The sequence below is a fragment of the Chloroflexota bacterium genome (assembly GCA_013152435.1).
GTDB lineage: Bacteria > Chloroflexota > Anaerolineae > DUEN01 > DUEN01 > DUEN01.
Genome location: JAADGJ010000102.1, coordinates 1 through 13,890, shown reverse-complemented (window position 1 = coordinate 13,890; position 13,890 = coordinate 1). Strand labels below are relative to the sequence as shown.

At 63.9% G+C, this 13,890-nt stretch carries 11 protein-coding genes; 1 reads left to right on the top strand and 10 read right to left on the bottom strand.

Annotated features, from left to right (window positions below; translation table 11 throughout):
* Positions 1–224: 224 nt before the first annotated feature.
* From GXP39_14395 to GXP39_14370, 6 genes are all read right to left on the bottom strand, one after another.
* Positions 225–1,526: a hypothetical protein gene (locus tag GXP39_14395; protein NOZ29222.1), complete on the bottom strand. Its 1,302-nt coding sequence runs from the start codon at positions 1,524–1,526 to the stop codon at positions 225–227.
* A gap of 95 nt (positions 1,527–1,621) precedes the next feature.
* Positions 1,622–2,860 (bottom strand): DegT/DnrJ/EryC1/StrS family aminotransferase, encoded by a 1,239-nt coding sequence (locus tag GXP39_14390; protein NOZ29221.1) that lies wholly within the window; start codon positions 2,858–2,860, stop codon positions 1,622–1,624.
* A gap of 59 nt (positions 2,861–2,919) precedes the next feature.
* Positions 2,920–4,170, bottom strand: a complete 1,251-nt coding sequence (locus GXP39_14385) for a DegT/DnrJ/EryC1/StrS family aminotransferase (GenBank protein NOZ29220.1) — start codon at positions 4,168–4,170, stop codon at positions 2,920–2,922.
* A 98-nt stretch (positions 4,171–4,268) separates the two neighbouring features.
* Entirely contained in the window at positions 4,269–5,132 is an 864-nt protein-coding gene (locus GXP39_14380) for a carbohydrate ABC transporter permease (GenBank protein ID NOZ29219.1), read from the bottom strand.
* 118 nt (positions 5,133–5,250) lie between these two features.
* Positions 5,251–6,222: a sugar ABC transporter permease gene (locus GXP39_14375; protein ID NOZ29218.1), complete on the bottom strand. Its 972-nt coding sequence runs from the start codon at positions 6,220–6,222 to the stop codon at positions 5,251–5,253.
* Between the two features lie 485 nt (positions 6,223–6,707).
* The gene (locus GXP39_14370) at positions 6,708–8,072 is read right to left on the bottom strand and encodes an extracellular solute-binding protein (GenBank protein NOZ29217.1); all 1,365 of its coding nucleotides are present in this window, start codon (positions 8,070–8,072) and stop codon (positions 6,708–6,710) included.
* Between the two features lie 463 nt (positions 8,073–8,535).
* On the opposite strand from GXP39_14370, the gene GXP39_14365 reads away from it, so the two are divergent.
* Positions 8,536–9,765 (top strand): response regulator, encoded by a 1,230-nt coding sequence (locus GXP39_14365; GenBank protein NOZ29216.1) that lies wholly within the window; start codon positions 8,536–8,538, stop codon positions 9,763–9,765.
* Here GXP39_14365 and GXP39_14360 read toward each other — a convergent pair.
* From GXP39_14360 to groEL, 4 genes are all read right to left on the bottom strand, one after another.
* Positions 9,698–11,953, bottom strand: coding sequence for a response regulator (locus GXP39_14360; GenBank protein NOZ29215.1), 2,256 nt, complete (start codon positions 11,951–11,953; stop codon positions 9,698–9,700). The two genes, GXP39_14365 and GXP39_14360, sit on opposite strands and share 68 nt — an antisense overlap.
* Positions 11,954–12,196: 243 nt before the next feature.
* Entirely contained in the window at positions 12,197–12,454 is a 258-nt protein-coding gene (locus tag GXP39_14355; GenBank protein ID NOZ29214.1) for a zinc ribbon domain-containing protein, read from the bottom strand.
* A gap of 50 nt (positions 12,455–12,504) precedes the next feature.
* Positions 12,505–13,158 carry a hypothetical protein gene (locus GXP39_14350; GenBank protein NOZ29213.1) on the bottom strand — a complete coding sequence of 218 codons (654 nt, stop codon included), beginning with the start codon at positions 13,156–13,158 and terminating at the stop codon, positions 12,505–12,507.
* Positions 13,159–13,418: 260 nt separating this feature from the next.
* Positions 13,419–13,890: chaperonin GroEL (gene groEL / locus GXP39_14345; protein NOZ29212.1), on the bottom strand; the 472-nt coding region annotated here is incomplete at its 5' end.

The following is a 13,890-nucleotide window of genomic DNA, read 5'->3' as shown; positions in this document are numbered from 1 at the left end:
GGCTGCCGCCCCTCCGAGCCACCCCAGAGATGCGGAGCCACGCTTCCGTTTCGCTTAATTTGATACCAATGGGACGCACGGTCGTGCACACCTACGTTGTGTCGTGTATGCCAATATGAGCGAATAGAAAAAAGGAATGGCCTTCCCCGCGCATATCCGAGGAGGCCACCCCTTCAAGGGCCCTATCGTCCTCTAAGCTGGGCAAAGAGGATGAGGGCCTGGAGTTATCGATTGTTCACAGCCCTCTCCCGGAGGATCGGCTCGACGGCCTGCCACACGCGCGGCTGGATGTACCGGGTCAGGCCCAGCCGGAGCGCCCATCCGGGCTCGTATCCACCCTCGTCGAACGCCTCCGGTTCGGGCAGGTAGGCCATCCAGCCATTGGCGTAGCCGACCAACATCGGCGTGCCGTACCCGTACGCGCGCAGCCGGGCCTTCACGGTCACGGCCGTCTGACTGAAGACTTCGCCGGGCTCCCCAAACAGCAGCGCATCGCCCACACCCAGCAGCATGATCTCCGCCGGGATGTTCCGCTGGTCCGAGATCGTGGGACGCTCCGTGATGAGGGAGAGCGCCAGCTCGTCCAGCTCCACCTGGGGCTCATCGGGCCCGGCCGCGACGTTTACCACCACTTGCTCCGACCATAGGGGCTTGGAGGGAACGGTCGTCCGAATCCCCCGGGCCACGTGCAATGCCTCGTCGGCGAAGGCCTCCCCTAGCTCGGCCACCTCCTCGAAGGTGCCGCCCCCGCGGTCGCCGATGTTCCACTGCTCCGGATCGTCGGGCGGGCCGTAGTAGGAGCTGACCTCGCCGATGGCCACCACGGTATGGCCGCTCCGCAGACGCCGACGGACCCCCTCCACCAACGGGTTCACATCGCCGGAGCCACCCTGGAGGAACATGCAGGTCGTGCCCTCGCCCAGCGCCTCCTCCAGCTTGGCGCAGGCGTATCCCGGCCAATCGGCGCTGATCAGCAGGTTGTCATACCCCAGCACCACCGCGTGGCACCCGAAGTTCGTCACCAGCCCCAGCGGTCGCCCCTCCGCATCGTCCACCCGGATCACGGCGACGCCGGGATCTACCGGGCGGTCGAGCCAGCGCCGGTTGACGGAGTATCCGTAGAGCATCCCGTATCCGGCGCCGATGCGCGCCGGCTGAAGCGCATCGCAGGCCGCCTCCACGGCATCGGCCACCAGCTCGACCAGCGGCCGATCCCAGTTGTCCGCCTCCCGATCGTGGGGGCCGGAATGCGTGTGGGTGGTGGCGATGAACACGTGTGAGGGTGGAATGCCCACCCGCCGCTGAACCGCCTCCCGGATCTCCCGGACGCTATCCATGTTCAGATAGCAGAGCTCATTGGAGACGATGGCCCAACGCCCTCCCGCATCCTCCAGGACGAGCGCCCGCGAGGACAGACGATCGTGCACGCCCGTCGCATCGCCGGGGCGATTGCTATAGCCCACGAGCTTACAACCGACCTTGGGCGTGATGTCTGCCCGACCAAAGCCCGCACGGAATGCACTCATCTCAATCCTCCCTCAGCGAGGCAAGGGGCTACCCCCATCAGCACCCCAGGCGAGGCGCCCCTTCCCCGTTCGCGCAGTGATGTTCGGCAATCTCCTCAAGACAAAAGCTCGCCCACATTCTCCTTGATCTTGGCCACAGCATCCAGGATGGCCTGAATGCCCGATCGATCCGCCAGCAGCACCTGGTGAGGGATCGTGATCTGCTCCTCGGCGCAGAAACGCTCGGCGACGGGCAGATGGAGGTGCTCGTAATCCGGCCAGGGCTTGGAGGCCGGGTGAAGCAGCGGCTCCACGCGCTCCCGCTTGAAGGCCGGCTGCTTGTAAAGCGGCACCCCATACCCCGCGCCGCAAGGCACCCCCTCCGCGTTGAGCGCCTCGACGAACCGGTCCCGATGCAGCCCATCGAAGTGCTCGCGGTTATACCGGATGACGAAGAAGTAGTATCCCCGCTGCGTGATCCGCTCGTCCCGCTTCAAAGGCTCCACACCACCGATCTCTCTAAGCCCCTGGGCCAGGAACTCGCCATTTTCATGCTTCCTGGCCACCATTTCGGGCAGGTGGCGCATCTGAGAGTGCAGCAGCGCGCCCTGGAGCTCGCTCAGCCGGTAATTGGAAGCCAGGACGTGGTGCTCATAGCCCGGCCGTCCGACCACCCGGCCGATGTTGTGCAGCAGAGAGGCTCGCTCCGCGATCTCCTCGTCATCGGTCAGGACGATCCCTCCCTCGCCTGCCGTCAGCGCCTTGGTCTCCTGGAAGGAGAAGGCGCCCATATGTCCCAGAGTGCCCACCTTCCGCCCCTTCCATTCGGTTCCCTGGGCGTGGGCGCAATCCTCGATCAGCACCAGATCATGCCGGCGCACGATCGGCAGGATGGCATCGAAGTCGATGGGATATCCCCCATAGTGCACCGCCACAACGCCCCGGGTGCGCTCCGTGATGGCCGCCTCGATCCCCGCGGGGGAGATGGAGAGCGTCTCGGGATCCGAATCGACGAAAACGGGCACCGCGCCGACCCGCACGATGGCGGAGGCGCTGGCGATGAACGTGACGGCCGGGACCAGCACCTCATCTCCGGGGCGGATGCCGCAGGCCAACAGCGCCAGCTCCAGTGCCACGGTGCCGTTGCTCACGGCGATGCCGTACCGGGCATCCTGATACTCTGCATAGGCCTTCTCGAAGGCCTCCACGCGAGAGCCCGGATAGAGTCGACACCAATGCCGATCCTCCAGTACATCCAGGACCGCCCTCTTATCCTCCTCGTCGTACATCGGCCAAGATGGCACTTGTAGCCGCTCCGCGGCCTTCGGGCCGCCGTGGATCGCCAGCTTCGCCACTTGTCTCCTCCTCTCGACGCTACATCGATGACCCTCTGACTTACACAGGGGCTTACCCCTCACGCGGCCTCGCGCCGGAGTTCATCCAAATTCGCCTTCAGCTTGGCCACAGCCTCGATGAAATCATCCAGGTCCTCGCGAGTGCCCAGCAGAACCCGCTGGTCGAAGTGAATCCACTTCCCCTTTGACGCCTCCGCCACCGGGCAACGCACCCGGCTGTAGTCCACCTGCTTGGCCGCCTCGGAGAGGAAACGCCCCTCCATGAAAAGTGGGTGCTCATACAACAGCCGCCCCGAATGCCCCGTAGCAGGGATGCCCTCCGCCTGCAGAGCAGCCCCAAAGAGCTCGGCCGGGACCCCACCGAACGCCTCGCGCTCGTATCGCAGCCTGGGGTACAGGTGGCTCTGCCGCGTCACCCGGGGGTCCCTCTTGGGGAAGCGAAGCCCGCCGATCGCGGCGAACTCCCGCTCGAGATACGCGACCGCTTTCGCCTTCCGCTCGATCAACGCATCCAGTCGCTCAAGCTGCACGAGCAGGACCGCGGCCTGGAAGGCGCTCATGCGAAAGTTCCATCCCTGAACTTTGTACAAGCCACTCTCTTCCCCGATCCCCCGGCCATCATTGTGGTACATGTAGCACAGCGCGTACAGATCAGGATCGTTGGTGATGGTCATGCCCCCCTCGCCGCAGGTGATCTGCTTGGCCTGCTGAAAGCTGAAGGCGGCGAGGTGCGAGAGGGATGCCACCTTGATGCCCTTCCACTCGGAACCGTGGGCATGGCAGGCATCGGCCACGACCATCAGGCCGTGCCTGTCGGCGATCTCGTTGAGCCGATCCATGTCACAGGGGTAGCCACCCAGATGGAGGGGGGAGATGGCCCTCGTCCGCTCCGTGATGGCCGCCTCCACCGCTTCCGGGTCCAGGTTGAGGGTCTCCGGGTCCACGTCGGCGAAAACAGGCACCGCTCCCAGATGAAGGATGGGCGTGGCGCCGGCGATGAAGGTGATCGGCGACAGGATGACCTCGTCCCCTGGCCCCACCCCCGCGGCGGCGAAGGCGATTTGCAAGCCACCGGTTCCACTTCCCGTGGCGATCCCATAGCGGGCATCGTGGTAGGCGGCGAAACGCTCCTCAAGCTGTCTAACCCTCCACTCCTCGGGACAGTCCCGGTATAGATAGGGCGCGCTGGTCCATTTGCGGCTTTCCACCACATCCTTGAGCGCCTCGATCTCCCGCTCATCGTACACCGGCCAGGGTGGATAAGGCTTCGCGCGCACCGGCGTCCCACCATGGATCGCAAGCGTGCTCATGGGTGATCACCCCCTCTCCAGGGAACAACATGGGAGCCTGGCCCTTCAAATGTAAAATGCGAAGGCGAGAAAGGCAAGGGCAGACGCACGCCTCCTCGCTATCCCTTCATGCCGGAGAGCACCACGCCCTGGATGAAATACTTTTGCAGCGCGAGGAAGACGATGATCACGGGCAACGAGGCCACCGTGGACACGGCCATGATGTAAGTCCAGTACGGCTCGCGCAGCGGCTGCTGGAAAAAGGCCATACCCACGGGAAGGGTCATCAACTCGGTGCGTGTGATGACGATCATGGGCCAAAACAGGTTGTTCCAGCTCCCCATGAAGGTGAGGATGGAGAGGGTGGCGAGGGCGGGCTGCATCAGCGGCAGTGTGATCTTGAAGAAGATCCCCGGCTCGCTACAGCCGTCGATGCGCGCCGCATCGAGCAGTTCGTCCGGAAGCGTCAGGCAGAACTGTCGCATCAGGAACACGCCGAAGGCGCTGATGGCGCCGGGGATGATCAGACCCGCATAGGAGTTCGTCCACCCCAGCCGGTAGACGACGACGAAGAGGGGGATGAGGATGACCTGGAAGGGGATCATCATGGTGCTCAGGATGATCAGGAAACACAGCTGACGCCCGGGAAAGGAGAACTTGGCCAGGCCGTATCCCGCCAGCGCGCTGAAGAAGATGGTCGTCAGGACGACGATCAGCGCCACGACGGCGCTGTTCAGGAAGAATCGGCCGAAGGGGGCCACGAGGAAGGCCTTTATGTAGTTGTCCAGCCCCTGGAACTCATGCGGAATCCAATGGATGGGGAGGGCAAACACCTCGCTCTCATCCTTAAAGCTCGTACTGACCATGTAATACACCGGGACGCTGGTCAACAGGGCCCCGATCAGGATCACGGCGTGCAGCAAAAGACGCGAGAAGAGCCTGCGACTCACAGACCATACCCTCTGCACCGGAACAACGGACATATCCCAAGCTCCTCATCAAGAGGTCGGCCAGAAGCCAGGGCCCTTCAAAACCCCGGCCCCCGCGAATGAGATCAGCGATGGCAGCTCCCATCGTCGCCACCGGTGGGGCGATGCACGCTCACATGTACGACGTCTCCTCCGCGCGCATCAGCCGCATCTGCGTCAGGGTGAGCGTGATGATCACGACGAACATGAAGATCGACATGGCCGCCGCCTGGCCCATCTTGAAATAGCGGAAGCCATAGTTGTAGACGAGCAATGCGATGGTGGATGTGGCGTCGTTGGGCCCTCCCTCGGTCATCACGAACTGAAGGGAGAAGCTCTGGAACGAGTTGATCATGGAGATCACCATCACGAAGATGGTGGTCGGCTTCAAGAGGGGGAGGGTGATATGCCAGAAGGACTGCCACCGGTTCGCCCCGTCGATGGCCGCCGCGTCGTAAAAATCGGACGGGATGCCGGCCAGGCCCGCCAACCAGATTAACATAAAAAACCCAATACCGGCCCAGTTATCGACGATCATGAGGGCCACGGGGGCCAGCTTGGGATCGGCTAACCAGAAGATCTCGCTCTTCCCCACCATGGGCTCGACGAAGGCGTTCACCAGGCCGAGCGGGTCGAACAGCAGCTTCCATACCAGGGAGACCACCACACCCGACAGCAGGGCGGGGATGAAGTACAGGACCTTGTAGACCTCCCGGAACTTGAACTCCCCCTTGAACAGCAAGGCCAGGGCCAGGGAGAGCACCCACTTGGGCACCGTTGTGCCCAGGACGAAGAGCGTCGTCACCTTCACCCCGTTGATAAAGCGGGCGTCGCTGGCCAGCCCGATGAAATTATCCAGGCCGATGAACCGGGGAGGCTTCAAGAGCGTGTACCGGGTCAGGCTCAGGTAGAACCCGTTCACCATGGGATAGAGATTAAACACAAGGAAAAAGATCATAGCTGGCGCGACAAAAAGCGCCCCGTAGAGATCCCGTCGGAAAAACAGCCGCTTTCGAAGGCCCCAGTGCCTTGCCAGATTGTCCGCCACGCCTTTCCGGGGCGTCGCGGCCCGTCCCTTCGAGATCGGGACTTCCTGACTGTCCATTCGTTTCGCTCCTTTGGTCAGGTAGCCCTCCTCGCCCTCAGAGCGTGTCTGAAAATTTACCGGTGAGGTGTCTGAGGGGCTCCCTCAGTTACCAGTTCCACAGGGGGAGGTGTGGAGGGGAGGTCCCCTTCACGGAATCCCACTTTTCCGGCCTGCACCTGCCTTTCTCGGCCCTTCCCGAAGGACTTAGGCCGAGGCCAGGCAGGTCGAAGGCGGGAGAAGGGCTTTTTCCGAGGGGCTTCGCCCCTCCGGGCCTCCCCATAGCAGGGGTAACGGCATTTCTCAGACACTCTCTCAACACGATCGCGACCTACGGCGGAGCTGAGCCGGTGAAGCCCGGCTCAGCTCCATGTCGGGTAGCACCACACGGAAACGCGAGGTGTAGGCAAGGGTGCTACCGTCGCCCTCGATCCGCCTCCCGAGGGTCACGGTCAGGCACAGCGCAACCATGCCCTCCCAGCCGTATCCCTCACCGGGGGTCGGGATCAGATCCCGGCGGCCGCCCAGGCCTCGTCCAGGATCTTGTCGATCTCCTCCTTGCCCTGGGCCAGGGCCTCCACCACGTCCATCCCCTCCACACACGCCCGGTCGCGCACCCGGGCCAGGGCGTCGGCCACCTCCAGGAACCCCGGGATGCGAGGCGAGTACATGCTCACCTTCATCTCGTTCAGGAAGACGTCCAGGTAGGGGGTCTCCTGGAACACACGGGATGCCTCCACCTTCTTCTGCGGCTGCAACAGCCCCGTCTTGTCCAGATACTCCACCGGGTGCGAATCGAGGAACCAGGCCAGCTTCCAGGCGGCCCGCTTCACCTCGTCCGGCGACTGGGAGTTCACCATGTGGAAGTACGCGTAGATATCGAATCCGTTGTTGTTCACCGCGTCCTTCCACCGGGGGACCGGATGCACGGTGTATTCGATCCCGGCGTCCAGGATCCCCGGGCGCGCCCAGGAGCCCAGATGCCCCACCGTCGCCACCGTTCCCGTCTGGAAGACCGCCTGATCGTTCTGATACTGCGGTCCGCCGCGGCCCTCCTCCACCCAGTCCTTCCAATACTGAAGGACCTTGGCCGCCTCCGGGGTGTTGATGGTGCAGGTCCTGCCATCCTCGCTGACCTCAGAGCCCCCAAGCTGGCGTAGCATCGCCCCCCACTGGAGGAACATCCAGACAGAAGCCGCCCATCCAAACACCCACCCCCGCTGGATCAGCTTGCCGTCCTTGTCTCGCTTCGTGAGCTGCTCCGCCACCGGGATCAGCTCCTCCCACGTCTTCGGGAAGTCGGTCTTCGGATCAAGGCCAGCCTCCTCCCACAGCTTGTTGTTGAGGTGCGCCGCGTAGATGCTGAGCTCGTTCGGGATCCCATACAGTTTACCCTCGAACGTAGCCCCCTGCAAGGTGTTCTGCGGCTCGATGTAAAGGTCCATGAACTCCGACTCGTCCATATCCAGGGCGACGAAGTCCACCGGGACGATGGCCCCCTGCGCGTACGCGGTGCCGACATAGGCGTTCCAGTCCGCCCAGAGATCGGGCCCGGCGCCCGCGGCGATGGCAGTCAGCCACTTGTTCGAGAAGTCTCCCGGGTTCTCGTATACCACGGTGATGAGGGGATTCTGCTCCATGAACTGTTCGATGTAAACCTTGTCCAGCTCCACTCGAGGCATGAACGCATGCCCCCAATACGTCACCTGCACCGGCTGCTCTGGAGCCGGCTGCGGCGCTGCCTCTTCCTCCTTGGGCGCGGCGGGAGGAGCAGCGGGGGCAACGGGCTGACACGCCGCCAGAATGACTCCGGTGACGCCGCCAGCGGAGAAGCGCAGAAAATCGCGTCGGCTGATCTTCTTGACGAACATCTCAAACCTCCTCCGTGAATACTTGCGGGCGGATCGGAGGGGGACCTTCCCTATGGAAGGCGCAAACCACAAGATCCGGTGGGCGCTCGCCTCCCACCAAATCTCGATCGTCTCCGCGTCCTGCTATGCGGCCCGCCCATCCGCGGAATGCGCGCCGACGATGGGGGCTCGATTGCCCCCTATGCAGCCGCACGATTCCGTAAGATAAGCCATGCGATTTTGTTCCGATCCACCCTTGCGTCCAATGCTGAAAAGCCCCAGAGGATCCTTCCAGTCGCTTGACAACCGGAGGCTCTTATGAGATAGCGTGGCAGTTCGTGGGTCCAGTCAGGGGGCTCGGCTGAGTCCTCGCCAGAACAACCCTCGGCGTGCGGATCAAGTTGTCAGCGACCACACCTTACGTATATAATTATAAGAGGGAACCCAGCGCTCGCTCGGGGCGAAAAGAGGCCATAAAGCGGACATGTGGATCAACGAGCAGTTCATATACCATCTGCGGGACGCCCTCAACCACCTTTACAACCCTCATCACCTGCGCCATAACCCCCTCGCCTCCCTTTTGGGGGTAGCGGATCGCCCCGACGCGTCCTCCGCCCTGCGCCGCATCCTGATGGAGGCCATCGAGTCCCTGCGCCCGGATGCCGAGGTGTTGCCTCAGTCCCGCGCCTGGCGGATCTATGACCTCCTCCTCTACCGCTACGTGCAGCAGTTCAGCCAGCAGGAGGTTGCGGATCAATTGGGGCTGAGCGTTCGCCATCTGCGACGCGAGCAGCAGGCCGCGCTGGAGGCGCTGGCCTGCCGGCTGTGGGAGCAATACCGACTGGCGGAGGAGCAGGCCGAGGAGGCCGTGCCCACGGAAGCGTCGTCGGCCGAATCCGCCGTGAACGAGGAGTTAACCTGGCTGAAGGAGGCCCAGCCGGAGAAGCCGACGCCCTTAGGCCCAACGCTCTCCGCGGTGTTGGATCTGGCGCGTCCGCTGGCAACCCGACATCAGGTCCATCTGGAGGGCGCGCCCGCGGACGCGCTGCCCGATCTGCCGGTACACGCCGTCGTCCTGCGCCAGCTTCTCCTCAGCCTCCTCAGTGTGGCCATTCATCGGACCCCAGGAGGCCGGGTGCGCATCTCGGTTCGGCCGGTGCACCAGGAGGTCGAGATCCAGGTGTCCTGCACGAACGCCCAATCCGACCCGGCACCGCCCCTGAACGACGACGCGGTCAGCCTGGATATCGCCCGGCAGCTTGTGGGATTGTGCGGCGGGCAGCTGACGCTCGCCGACGAGGAGGCCTTCACGGCCGCCCTCACGCTTCCCGCTCTGGGGCAGTTCCCCGTGCTGGTCATAGACGACAACGCGGACACTCTGCAACTGCTGCAGCGATATACATCCGGCACCCGGTATCGCCTGATCAGCACACGGGATCCGGAGCAAGCCCTGCCCCTGGTGAAGGAGTTCTCCCCTCAGATCATCGTCCTGGACGTGATGATGCCCCAGGTGGACGGCTGGGAGGTCCTGGAGCGTCTGCGGCAGCATCCCCTCACCCGCCATATCCCCATCATCGTATGCACCATCCTGGCCCAGGAGGAGCTTGCGCTCTCCCTGGGCGCCAGCGCGTTCGTGCGCAAACCCGTCACCCGACAGGCTTTTCTGGCCGCCCTTGACCGTCAGATCGCGTGGATGGGGACAGAACCTCACTGACGGCCTGGATGCAGGTCACGAGATCCCGTACGGAGAGCCCGCCGCTGCGGGTGATGGTCAACGTATTGCTCACGATGGGCTCCCCGGTGGGATCCCTGGCCGAGATGACGACGACCGGGATCTGACGCAGGACGGGATCCCGACTCTTCTCCCGAAGCACATCAAACCCGTTCATCCCCGGCATGACCAGATCCAGGATCATCACGTCGGGCTGCCGCTCACGCAGGAGATCGAGCGCTCGCCGCCCGGAGGGCGCCCGGAGCACCCGATAGCCACGTCGGGCGGAGGAGAGCATGCGGGCGAAGAGCTGCAACGCCTCCGGCTCGTCATCCACCAGGAGCACGGTCCGCACCTGCCTCCCCAAATCCTCCAGCACGGAAAGCAGAGCATCGCGGGTCACCGGCTTGATCAGGTAGCGCACGACGCCGAGCTGCTGCGCCGCCTCGTCCTCCCCCGGCACCCAGCAGACCACCGCCGGCGTCCCATAGGGCAGGTGAGCCAGCCTCCCCATCCAGGAAGGCATCTGTTTCAGCGCGGAATCGTTCACGATCAACGCCTGGGCCGGAGAGCGGCTCAGCTCGCGCAGGGCCTCGTCTATATCCCGAACGGAGACGAACTCGACGCCTTCCATGTAGCGACCGAGCAGCCGCTGCAACGTCTCCCCCCGCTCCAGGAGGACGAATCGGGGAGCGGGCTTCGGCGGCGGCGCCTTGGACCGTCGAGTGCGCGGCTCATACTGATGATAGAAGCTAAACCACCGGGCAGCCTCGTTGCCGACGAGCACGGCCGGGGCGGGCAGGCTCAGCGGCAGGCTGAAATAGACCGTGGTGCCCACGCCCACCTCGCTCTCCAGCCACATCCTCCCCTTGTGCATCTCCACAAACCGCTTGCTGATGCTCAACCCCAGGCCGCTCCCCCCGTGACGGCGGCGTATGGAGCCATCCAGCTGCTGGAAGGGCTCAAAGAGCCTCTCCTGGTCCTCCAGGGCGATGCCCGGACCGGTATCGGCCACGCTGACCACGATGTCCTCCCCCTCGCGCCAGGCCCGCACCTGCACACCCCCCTTCTCGGTGAAACGCCCGGCGTTGCTGAGCAGGTTGAGCATCACCTGACGGATCCGCATGCTATCGCAGAAGAGTGCGGGTAGGTCTGGAGGCACCTCGATCTCCAGGGAGAGCCCTTTGGACTCGAACAGGGGTTGCACGGCCGAGACCGCTGCCTCGATGATCTCCTGTATGGAGGCCCACTCCTTGCTGAGGGCCATGCGCCCGGCCTCGATCTGACTGAGGTCCAGCACGTCGTCCACCAGGCTGGCCAGATGCTGGCTATTGCGCTGGATAGCGGCGATATCGGCCAGGAGGGCAGGCGGCAGCTCGGCGCCATAGACCTGCGGCGCCTGCGTGATCATCTCGCTGAAGCCGATGATCATGTTCAGCGGGGTGCGCAGCTCGTGGCTCACGTTGGCGACGAACTCCTCCTTGACCCGACGCGCCTCCTCAGCAGCCTGAGCCATCGCCTTGAGCCGGTCGGACAGCCGGGCGAGCTCCTGATTGGCCTGATAGAGATCCTCCTGGACCTGCTTGAGCTCCATCCGCTGTTCACGAGCCTCCTCCAAAAGCCGCCGCGCCCGCTCATAGCTGACCCACGGCCACTCGATCGCCCGCTGGACGGGCTGAGAGGAGATCCAGACCAAGGCCAACGTGCCCCACGTGGCCACCAACGCCGCGATCTGAGTCCCACCTCTCAAAGGGGAGGGGGGCAGAGGCAGGAGGAGCTGGGCCCTTCCCAACATGATCAGGCTCAGGAAAGCGGCGACGAGGGCACCCGAGCGGAGGCCCAGGAGAAGGGTGGCCAGCCCGGCTGGCAAGGCCAGCAGCAGGACGACGCTCTCGAGAGGATACCATTGCAGGGCCAGCAGATTCACCGCCGCGCATCCCGCCACGAGCCACCAGGCCCCCACCCAATGGGAGAGGTAAGTCAGCCGCCAGGCCAGCAGGGAGATCGCCATCGTCAGCCCGCCCAGGACGGCGCCATGGAGCGGGTCCCGAAACGATCCGGCCCCCAGGACCAGCAGGGCACCGACGGGGCATAGGGAGAGGGCAATCCAGCGACAGGCTTCCCGCCGCACCTCCTCCAGGGTGGCCTGGTAATGCTGAGAGGCGGAAGACAAGGTGGCAGACTGAATCATAAGGAACACTCCATCGGACCTGGTAAAGGGTCAAGGAACGCACGTTGGGAGCGGCTGAGGACGGATCATGCGCCCCAAAGCAGGCGAAGCTTCCGCGCCTCACCTGCGGCGGGGTTCACGCTGACGAGGGGATGCAGGATGATCAGGAAGTCTTGACAACGCCACGCGAGGGTCGATGAAGCCGTGCCCCGCCGGCGCTTACACGATAAACGATTCCCACCTGGAAACGCAAAAGGCGGACGTTCAGTCCGCCTTCTCAGATGATTCCTTGGCTTTCTCGCCAGATTTCGACTCCTCCTTGCCGTTTGTCCTCCCGTTATCACTCTTACGGCTATCCGTGATATACCAACCCGACCCCTTGAAATGAATGGCCGGTGGGCTGAACACGCGTCGCACCTCCGTGTGCCCGTTGGGACACGCGGGGACGGTTGCATCTGAGAAAGAGCGCATCTGCTCGAACTGCACACCACAGGTTTCGCAGTGATAGACGTAGATCGGCATCGCTTCCTCCCGTATCCTCTCCACACCAGATGACGCTCATTCTCCTCCTCTCAATCACGAGGGAGCAGGCCAAAGCGACGTAGATGCTCCTCGGCCAGCCAGGTGCTGGCCTCATAGAACCCGTACGTCCGTCGCAGCGACTCGATCTCCAGGCGCACGACCGGCTCCACCCGCACATGCCAGGTGATCTGCTCCACCTCTTCGATGCGATCCAGCCACTGCGCGGGCGAACGAGGGACGGGGATATCCGCGTATCCCCGCCGGCGAAACGGGCCCACAGGGGGGAACGTGGCCAGCTCCGGCGGCAGGCGGGGCATCATCCCGATGGCGATGGCCGCCATGGCGAAGGCGATCAATTGCGACCGCACCCGCTCCACCTCTGACGGCTCCTCCAGGTCGATGCCCAACTCCTCCATCCATTGCCAGTCCACAAACACCTGCCGCAAGAGGTAGGCCAGCTCGGCCCGTTCCGGCACAGCGCCCGTGCGCAGGCTGAGGAAGAACCCCTCCCGTGCCTGGCTCAGGTACTCCAGAGCGGCGGAGAACACGCGGCTTTCCCGCTGCGATGGCGCCCGCTCGGCCGCCTGAAGGCGCCGCTCCAGCGTCTTCAAAGCCTGTTGAACGACCAGGCTAATGGTCAAGAAATCCGACAACGATTGGCTGATATCCCATTGCCCCTTAGGATCTCTGGACAGATCCGCCATTTCCTCTCCCACCCCTCAACGGGGCCCCACGGCCCTCATCGTGATCACAGTGTGTATGTTCATTTTAAAAGGAAACGACACACCGTGCAAACGACCTCCCAAAAGGGACATACCCCCTGTATGGAAGGAGGGTCTATGAGAGAGGTTCCACAAGAGATCCGGCCGAACGCCCATAAGAGGCCACGGACCGCCGCACGATTCAAAGAAGCAGCCCCTCCTTGGAGAGGGGCTGCCGTTCAAAGCTCGGTCGGATGCTCCGATTAGTATTCAGGCGCTGGCGTGGACGGGGCCTTCTCCTTCTCCGGGATCTCGGAGACCAACGCCTCGGTGGTCAGGATCATGGCCGCGATGCTGGCCGCATTCTCCACCGCCGAGCGGGTCACCTTCGCCGGATCGATGATGCCGGCCTCGAACATATCCACGTACTCGCCGGTCATCACGTTGTAGCCGATGCGCTTGTTGTCCTTCTCCTGCTGATGGCGACGCACGTTCTGCACGATCACGGCGCCGTCCTCGCCCGCGTTGAAGGCCAGCTGCCGCATCGGCTCCTCCAGCGCCCTCTGCACGATCTTCACACCGGTGGCCTCATCCTCGAACTCGGTCTCGATGTCGTTCAGCGCCTCCGTGGCGTTCAGCAACGCCACGCCGCCGCCGGGCACGATCCCCTCCTCGACCGCCGCCCGGGTCGCACTCAGCGCATCCTCCACCCGGTGCTTCTTCTCCTTCAACTCC

Bases quoted from the DNA above. Each gene is read 5' to 3' on its own strand.
- GXP39_14395 (NOZ29222.1), bottom strand. From the start codon at position 1,526: ATGAGTGCATTCCGTGCGGGCTTTGGTCGGGCAGACATCACGCCCAAG.
- GXP39_14385 (NOZ29220.1), bottom strand. From the start codon at position 4,170: ATGAGCACGCTTGCGATCCATGGTGGGACGCCGGTGCGCGCGAAGCCT.
- GXP39_14380 (NOZ29219.1), bottom strand. From the start codon at position 5,132: ATGTCCGTTGTTCCGGTGCAGAGGGTATGGTCTGTGAGTCGCAGGCTC.
- GXP39_14375 (NOZ29218.1), bottom strand. From the start codon at position 6,222: ATGGACAGTCAGGAAGTCCCGATCTCGAAGGGACGGGCCGCGACGCCC.
- GXP39_14370 (NOZ29217.1), bottom strand. From the start codon at position 8,072: ATGTTCGTCAAGAAGATCAGCCGACGCGATTTTCTGCGCTTCTCCGCT.
- GXP39_14365 (NOZ29216.1), top strand. From the start codon at position 8,536: ATGTGGATCAACGAGCAGTTCATATACCATCTGCGGGACGCCCTCAAC.
- GXP39_14360 (NOZ29215.1), bottom strand. From the start codon at position 11,953: ATGATTCAGTCTGCCACCTTGTCTTCCGCCTCTCAGCATTACCAGGCC.
- GXP39_14355 (NOZ29214.1), bottom strand. From the start codon at position 12,454: ATGCCGATCTACGTCTATCACTGCGAAACCTGTGGTGTGCAGTTCGAG.
- GXP39_14350 (NOZ29213.1), bottom strand. From the start codon at position 13,158: ATGGCGGATCTGTCCAGAGATCCTAAGGGGCAATGGGATATCAGCCAA.